General features: G+C 66.6%; 8 protein-coding genes. 5 read left to right on the forward strand and 3 right to left on the reverse strand.

Features of this window, described 5'->3' with window-relative positions:
* The 3 genes from dhaL to trpD all read right to left on the reverse strand — a co-directional run.
* A partial coding sequence (gene dhaL / locus ACFVWR_RS18630) for a dihydroxyacetone kinase subunit DhaL (protein WP_387215767.1) occupies positions 1-447 on the reverse strand: 447 nt, incomplete at its 3' end.
* Between the two features lie 55 nt (positions 448-502).
* Positions 503-1,504: a dihydroxyacetone kinase subunit DhaK gene (gene dhaK, locus ACFVWR_RS18635; protein WP_387215770.1), complete on the reverse strand. Its 1,002-nt coding sequence runs from the start codon at positions 1,502-1,504 to the stop codon at positions 503-505.
* Positions 1,505-1,527: 23 nt separating this feature from the next.
* Positions 1,528-2,577, reverse strand: coding sequence for an anthranilate phosphoribosyltransferase (trpD, locus tag ACFVWR_RS18640; protein ID WP_387215774.1), 1,050 nt, complete (start codon positions 2,575-2,577; stop codon positions 1,528-1,530).
* A 161-nt stretch (positions 2,578-2,738) separates the two neighbouring features.
* On the opposite strand from trpD, the gene ACFVWR_RS18645 reads away from it, so the two are divergent.
* The 5 genes from ACFVWR_RS18645 (at position 2,739) to ACFVWR_RS18665 (ending at position 7,957) form a co-directional block, all read left to right on the forward strand.
* Positions 2,739-3,377, forward strand: a complete 639-nt coding sequence (locus tag ACFVWR_RS18645) for a heme-copper oxidase subunit III (RefSeq protein WP_387215777.1) — start codon at positions 2,739-2,741, stop codon at positions 3,375-3,377.
* 24 nt (positions 3,378-3,401) lie between these two features.
* Complete coding sequence (locus tag ACFVWR_RS18650; protein ID WP_387215780.1) at positions 3,402-4,220, forward strand: c-type cytochrome; 819 nt, start codon at positions 3,402-3,404, stop codon at positions 4,218-4,220.
* Between the two features lie 39 nt (positions 4,221-4,259).
* Positions 4,260-5,333, forward strand: coding sequence for a Rieske 2Fe-2S domain-containing protein (locus tag ACFVWR_RS18655; protein ID WP_387215783.1), 1,074 nt, complete (start codon positions 4,260-4,262; stop codon positions 5,331-5,333).
* A complete protein-coding gene (locus ACFVWR_RS18660) occupies positions 5,330-6,949 on the forward strand; it encodes a cytochrome bc complex cytochrome b subunit (RefSeq protein WP_387215786.1) in 1,620 nt (539 codons plus the stop codon). Before ACFVWR_RS18655 ends, ACFVWR_RS18660 begins: the two co-directional genes overlap by 4 nt.
* Positions 6,950-7,060: 111 nt before the next feature.
* Positions 7,061-7,957, forward strand: coding sequence for a putative RNA methyltransferase (locus ACFVWR_RS18665; protein ID WP_387215789.1), 897 nt, complete (start codon positions 7,061-7,063; stop codon positions 7,955-7,957).
* Positions 7,958-8,011 lie beyond the last annotated feature (54 nt).

Genomic DNA, 8,011 nt, shown 5'->3' on the forward strand with positions numbered 1-8,011 from the left:
GCCCTCCTCCTGCGCTGAGGCGGCGGCGGAGACGGCGGGCGTCCAGGCGTCCACCATCGTCTTGTCGCCGGCCTCGGCCTTGCCGCGCGAGACGATCCCGTCCCGTGCGGCGGCGAGCATCGCGACGACGGTCGCCTGATCGAGCGCATCCGCATCGCCCACCGGATCGGCGGCCTTGAGGAAAGCCGTTCCGTAGAGCGGGCCCGACGCGCCGCCGACCGTCGAGATCAGCGTCATCGCGATCGACCGCAGGGCCGCGTTCGGCTTCGTGTCCTCGGGAAGCTTGCCGAGGGCGTCGACGACCGCACGCAGCCCGCGATCCATGTTCTCGCCGTGATCACCGTCGCCGATCTCCCTGTCGAGTGTGTTCAGCTCGTGCTTGTGCTCGTCGATCACCGCCGCGGACGCCGTCATCCAGGCCTTGATCCAGTCCGTGTCCAGCGTCATCCGCCGTCTCCTGTCCTCTTCGTAACTCTTGCCTGCAGTAGTGGAAGCGCGGCGCTCAGACTCCCCAGCGCAACGCGGCGGTGTTCACCGGCGCATCCCACAGGGCCGTCAGTTCGTCGTCGAGCCTCAGCACCGTGATCGACGCGCCCTGCATCTCGAGGGACGTGACCAGGCTTCCGACCAGTGAGCGTCCCAGAGTGATGCCCCGCTCGTCCAGGATCTCGGCCGCCCGGCGGAAGACGATGTACAGCTCCGACAGCGGCGTGCCTCCCATCCCGTTGACGAACAAGAGCACCGAATCACCGGATGCGAACGGCAGATCGTCGAGCACGGCCGCCATCAGGCGGTAGGTCAGCTGGTCCGCCGACTCGAGCTTGATCCGCTCGCGCCCTGGTTCGCCGTGGATGCCGACCCCGAACTCCACCTCGTCCTCCGCCAGGTCGAACCCTGGCTCGCCCGCGTGGGGGACCGTTCCGGCCCGGAGGGCGAGGCCCATCGAGCGCACGTTCGCGTTCACCCGTTCGGCGATCGCGGTCACACCATCGAGGTCGTCGCCCCGGTCGGCCGCTGCTCCCGCGAGCTTCTCGACCAACACCGTGCCCGCCACGCCACGGCGACCGGCCGTGTACAGCGAGTCCTGCACCGCGACGTCGTCGTTGGTCACGACCGAGCGCACCGTGATGCCCTCCGCAGCCACCAGATCGGCGGCCGTCTCGAAGTTCAGCACGTCGCCGGTGTAGTTCTTGACGATGTGGAGCACCCCTGCGCCGCCGTCGGCAGCCTTCGTGGCCTCCACGATCGGCATCGGCGTCGGCGAGGTGAATACCGGCCCCGGCACGGCCGCGTCCAGCATCCCCTTCCCCACGAATCCGGCGTGCAACGGCTCGTGGCCGCTCCCGCCGCCGCTGACCAGACCGACCTTGCCCTGCACGGGGCCGTCGGCTCTCGACACGAAATCAGGATCGTGCGACACCTTGACGATGTCCGCATGAGCTCGCGCGAATCCGTCGAGGGACTCGGTAACGACGTCCGAGACGCCGTTGATGAGCTTCTTCATCGAAACCCTTCCTTTCACTGCTGTCAGTGCGTCGCCGCCACCCATTCGTCGAGCTTCGCGGCCGCAGCCCCGGAGTCGATCGCTTGGGCGGCGACCGCCATTGTCGTACGGAACCGGTCCAGGATGGCTTCCTGAACCCTCGACGGGTCGGACGCGAGCTCGTATGCCACGAGTCCGGCCGCCGCGTTGAGCAACACGATGTCGCGCACGGGGCCCTCTTCGCCCGCGAGCACGGCACGTACGACGCTCGCGTTGTACGCGGCGTCCTTTCCGAGCAGGTCGTCCATCTTCGCCCGAGGGATGCCGAGATCCCTGGGGTCGATGTCGTGCTCGGTGACGAGGCCGCGAGAGACCTCCCAGACATGGCTGTGACCCGTCGTCGACATCTCGTCGAGCCCGTCGTCGCCACGGAAGACGAGCGCAGTGGCGCCGCGGGTCTGGAACACGCCGACGAAGAGCGGAACCCTGTCGAGGGTCGCCACGCCGACGGCCGAGGCCTCCGGTCGGGCCGGGTTGCAGAGCGGGCCGAGATAGTTGAAGACGGTGGGGACGCCGAGTTGCGCACGCACCGGGCCGGCGTTGCCGAAGCCGGGGTGGAACGCGGAGGCGAACGCGAACGTGATGCCCGCCTGCTCCAGCACCGAGGCCACCTTCTCCGGCGGGAGCGTGAGGTCGATGCCGAGTGCGGCCAACACATCCGAGGAGCCGGACGACGAGCTGGCGGCACGGTTGCCGTGCTTGATCACGGGCACCCCGGTCGCAGCGGCGACGATGGATGCGGTCGTCGACACGTTCACGGTGCCGAACCGGTCGCCGCCCGTTCCCACGATGTCGAGCGCCATCGGATCGACCTTCAGCGGAATCGCGTGATCGAGGATCGCGTCACGGAAGCCGACGATCTCGTCGACCGTCTCACCCTTGGCTCGAAGAGCGATCAGAAACGCCGCGAGCTGGGCCTCCGTGGCCTCGCCGCTCATCACCTGGTCCATCGCCCAGGCCGCGTCGGCGACGCTGAGATCCTCCCGTTCGAGCAAGGAGGTGAGAATCGACGACCAGGACCGCATTTCCGACATACTGCGATCCTACTGAGCCGCCGGCTCTCCATGACCAGGGACCCAGTGGCGGCAAATGCGTGAGAAACACGCGATGGCATGGGAATTTAGGGCATCCTTACCAGAAAAGAAAGGCATTCCCGCCTGTCGGATGAGAAAACCACGGCTTCTTTTCAGCCATAATGGATGGTGTGACGAGCACCTCAATATCTCCTACGGCGAGTGCGCCCTCAATCAACCGGCCCAATGTGGTGGCCGTCGGCACCATTGTCTGGCTGGGCAGTGAGGTCATGTTCTTCGCGGGCCTGTTCGCGATCTACTTCACCCTCCGCTCCACGTCGCCGGACCTCTGGGCTGCCGAGACCGCGCACCTGAACGTTCCTTACTCGCTGACGAACACGATCATCCTGGTGTCGAGTTCGTTCACCTGCCAGTTCGGCGTCTTCGCCGCCGAGCGCCTGCAGCCGCGGGCCACCGGCTGGAGCCCCGCCAAGTGGGGCATGGTCGAGTGGTTCACGCTCACCTACGCCCTGGGAGCGGTCTTCGTCGCCGGCCAGATCCTCGAGTACGCGACCCTCGTCTCCGAGGGCATCTCGCTCAGCTCGAACGCCTACGGCTCCGCGTTCTACCTCACCACCGGGTTCCACGGCCTCCACGTCACAGGCGGCCTCATCGCGTTCCTCCTCGTCATCGGCCGTGCCTTCGCGGTCAAGACCTTCGGCCACAAGGAGGCGACGAGCGCAATCGTCGTGTCCTACTACTGGCACTTCGTCGACGTCGTCTGGATCGGGCTCTTCCTGGTCATCTACGTTCTCAAATAGGAATCAGGAGCAGACCTCTCAACCATGCGCGCGATTACCCGCACCAAGACGAAGACCACCCGAAAGGGCGGACGCCGTCACCCCCTCGCCACGGTCGCCCTGATCGCCATCGGACTCGGCCTCACCGGCGGAGCTTACGCAGCGTTCAACACCAGCACGGCGTCGGCAGAGCCACAGGCCGCCGCGGCCTCCCAGGAGTCGATCGCCCAGGGCGAGAAGCTCTTCCAGTCGAACTGCGCCACTTGCCACGGGCTCGACGCCCAGGGCACCACCAACGCGCCGAGCCTGATCGGTGTCGGCGCAGCAGCCGTCGACTTCCAGGTCGGAACCGGCCGCATGCCGATGCAGATGCAGGGCCCGCAGGCCCAGGAGAAGCCGGTGCAGTTCACCGACGAGCAGACGAAGGCGCTCGCCGCCTACGTCGCGTCGCTTGCGCCCGGCCCGTCCATCCCCGAGCAGAAGTTCCTCGACGGCAAGGGCGACGCCGCCAACGGCGCCGAGCTGTTCCGCGTCAACTGCGCGATGTGCCACAACGTCGCGGGCGCCGGTGGTGCTCTCACCGAGGGTAAGTACGCTCCCCCGCTCACCGGCGTGAGCGCCGCGCACATCTACGAGGCCATGGTCACCGGCCCGCAGAACATGCCTGTCTTCAACGACCTGAACATCAACCCTCAGGGCAAGGCAGACATCATCACGTACCTCAAGTACATCCAGAACAACCCGTCGCCGGGTGGTTTCGAGCTCGGTTCGCTCGGCCCGGTGGCCGAGGGCCTCTTCCTCTGGATCTTCGGTCTCGGCGCCATCGTCGCGCTGACCGTGTGGATCACTGCGAAGTCGAACTAGGCGGTACGTGGCATATGAAACAGCGCACGAAGGAGAACAATGGCACAGGACGATAACAGCGGTCACGAGCTGACCACTGCCAGTTCGTCAGCCGTCGACGTCCACAGGACGGGCGACCCGGGCACCGCCCTGGTCGTTCGCGATGAGCTCGAGAACCCCGGGTTCCCGCCGCATCGCCCCCGCGTCACCGACCTGGACCCCAAGAAGGAGCGCAGGGCCGAACGAACGGTCTACACGCTCTTCTACCTGTCGATCCTCGGCTCCGTCTGGGCTGTCGCCGCCTACCTGGCGTTCCCCATCGACGACAACGACCCGGGTTCGGTGCGCCTGAACAACCTGTTCATCGGCATCGGCATCTCCCTCGCCCTCCTGGCGATCGGAATCGGCGCGGTGCACTGGGGCAAGGCCCTCATGCACGAGAAGGAGGGCGTCGACCTCCGTCACCCCGTGCGTGGCCGTGAAGCCACCACCGAGCGGGCCGTCGAGATCTTCCGCCAGGCCGACGAGGAGTCGGGTTTCAACCGGCGCACGCTCGTCCGCAACAGCCTCATCGGTGCGCTCATCGCGTTCCCGCTGCCGGCCGTCGTGCTCTTCCGCGGGCTCGCACCGCAGAACGAAGACCCGGTCGAGCTGCTCTCCAACACGATGTGGAAGAAGGGCACCCGCCTCACCCGCGACCCCTCCGGCACCCCCATCAAAGCCTCGGATGTCACCCTCGGCTCGGCGTTCCACGTCATCCCCGAAGGTCTCAACGAGAAAGAGAACCGTCTCGAGGAGAAGGCCAAGGCGGCCGTTCTCCTCATGCGCCTCAAGCCCCAAGACCTGCACGTCTCCAAGGGCCGTGAGAACTGGAACTACGACGGCATCGTCGCCTACTCCAAGATCTGCACGCACGTCGGCTGCCCGGTGGCACTGTACGAGCAGCAGACCCACCACCTTCTGTGCCCGTGCCACCAGTCGCAGTTCGACATCACGCACGAGGCCGAGGTCATCTTCGGACCGGCCAAGCGTCCACTGCCGCAGCTGCCGATCACCGTGGACGCCGACGGATACCTGGTCGCTCGCAGCGACTTCACCGAGCCCGTCGGCCCGAGCTTCTGGGAGCGTCATTGAGTACCACAACAGCCGCGCCTCCCGCGGCATCCACTGAGGTCAAGAAGGGTGGGTTCACGGCAGCCGCCGCGAACTACATCGAAGACCGCACCAGCATCTCGGGCGCCGTCAAGGAGTTCGGTCGCAAGATCTTCCCCGACCACTGGTCGTTCCTGCTCGGCGAGGTCGCGCTCTACAGCTTCATCGTCATCCTGCTGTCGGGAACGTTCCTGACGTTCTTCTTCCAGGCGTCGATGGCCGAGGTCGTCTACCACGGCTCCTACGTGCCCCTGAAGGGCGTCGAGATGTCGGCGGCCATGTCGAGCACGCTGAACATCTCTTTCGAGATCCGCGGTGGGCTGCTCATGCGGCAGATCCACCACTGGGCCGCCCTGCTGTTCGTCGCGGCCATCGGCCTGCACATGCTGCGCATCTTCTTCACCGGTGCGTTCCGCAAGCCGCGCGAGATCAACTGGGTCATCGGCTTCGTGCTGTTCATTCTCGCGATGGCCGAGGGCTTCACCGGCTACTCGCTCCCCGACGACCTGCTCTCGGGCAACGGCCTCCGCATCATCGACGGTCTGATCAAGGGTCTTCCGGTGGTCGGCACCTGGATCTCGTTCCTCCTCTTCGGCGGCGAGTTCCCGGGAACAGCGATCGTCGGTCGCCTCTACACCCTGCACATCCTGTTGCTACCTGCACTCGTGCTCGCCTTCATCGCGCTGCACCTGATGTTCGTGGTCATCCACAAGCACACCCAGTACGCGGCTCCCGGCCGCACGCAGGGCAACGTGGTCGGCTACCCGGTGCTCCCGGTGTACGCGGCGAAGGCCGGCGGCTTCTTCTTCATCGTGTTCGGTGTCATCGCGCTCATGGCGACGTTCTTCACCATCAACCCGATCTGGAACTACGGCCCGTACGACCCCTCCCCCGTCTCCGCCGGAACCCAGCCCGACTGGTACATCGGATTCGCCGACGGCGCCCTGAGGCTCGTGCCACCGGGCTGGGAGTTCGTCTGGCTCGACCGCACCTGGTCGTTCAACATCATCGCTCCGGTGCTGGTTCTCGGACTCTTCATCGTCGTGGTGCTGATCTACCCGTTCATCGAGGCCTGGGTCACCGGTGACAAGCGCGAGCACCACATCCTCGACCGCCCGCGCAACGCCGCGACCCGCACCGCCATCGGCGCGGCCGGCGTGACGTTCTACGCAGCCCTGTGGGGTGCGGCGAGCTCGGACATCATCGCGACGCACTTCAAGCTCACGATGGAGGGCGTGATCCACGCCAACCAGGCTGTGCTGATCCTCGGCCCGATCCTCGCCTACTTCCTCACGAAGCGCATCTGCCTCGCTCTGCAGAAGAAGGACCGCAGCATCGCATTGCACGGCTACGAGTCCGGCCGCATCGTGAAGCTCCCAGGCGGCGAGTTCATCGAGGTGCACGAGCAGCTCGACGAGTACGAGCGCTGGCGTCTGGTGAGCTTCGAGGCCTACGAGCCCCTGATGATCCGCCCGAACAGCAAGGGCAAGATCACCGCCGGCAACAGGATGCGCGCGAGCATGTCCCGCTGGTTCTTCGAAGACCGCATTCTGCCCCCGACCAAGGGCGAGCTCGAGTCCGGTCACGACCACCACTGATCGGGTTCACCATCGCGAAAGCGCCGGCCGCACTCCTGTGCGCCGGCGCTTTCGCTTTGAGTCAGACCGGTCTCCGCTCATCCGCACCTCGCTCGCAGTGAAAGGCAGCCTGTGACCATCGACACGCTCGCCTCCTGGCTCCGCTGCCCGGCCTGTCACGAGCCCCTGGCGCCCGTGGAGCGCCTGACACTCGGATGCGTCAACGGACACCGCTTCGACGTCAACAAACGCGGCTACGCCAATCTGGTGGCCGGTGGCACCAAGTTCATCGGCGACAGTTCCGCGATGCTCGACGCTCGCGACTCGGTGCTCGAAGGCGGGGTCTTCTCCTCCATCGCCGAAGCACTCGCCGAGGCGGTGCGCACGACATCGCCTCGGCGTATTCTCGACGCCGGCGTCGGCACCGGCTACTACCTCCGCGCGGCCCTCTCCGCGGCTCTCTCCGTCGCCGACGACGGCCTGCAAGCGAACGAGCACGGCGACGTGCGTGGCCTCGCGATGGATCTGTCGCCGGCAGCCGTCACGCGGGCCGTGCGTTCCTCTGGCGCGATCGACGGTCTCGTCGCCGACACGTGGCAGCCGCTGCCCATCCGTGACGAGGCGTGCGATCTCGTACTGGACGTGTTCGCACCGAGAAACCTGCCGGAGTTCCGGCGCGTGTTGAGGCCCGGGGGTTCCGTGCTCGTGGTGGTGCCCCTTGCCGAGCATTTGGCCGAGCTCCGCGCTGACACAGCCATGCTCGACATCCCCGACGACAAGGCAGCGTCGATCGTGACCGCGGCATCGCCGCTCTTCGACCTGGCCGAGTCGCAGACCATCCGAGCCACGGTCGACCTCACCCCCGCGGTGGCAGACGCGCTCGTCCAGATGGGGCCCTCCGCGCATCACCGCCCGACGTCAGACGCTTCCCCCAGCGCCCCGCGCCCACAAGACGCGGCCGCACCGGGAGTCACGACCCCGGGAGTCACGACCCTGGCCGTGCACCTCCTCCACTTGCGCCGGCGCTGACCGCAAGCACGATTGAAGGGTCCCAACACGCCGTCCAGACAGGCGCCCAGACGG

This window comes from Leifsonia sp. NPDC058292, assembly GCF_042880955.1.
In the GTDB taxonomy this organism is placed as follows: Bacteria; Actinomycetota; Actinomycetes; order Actinomycetales; family Microbacteriaceae; genus Leifsonia.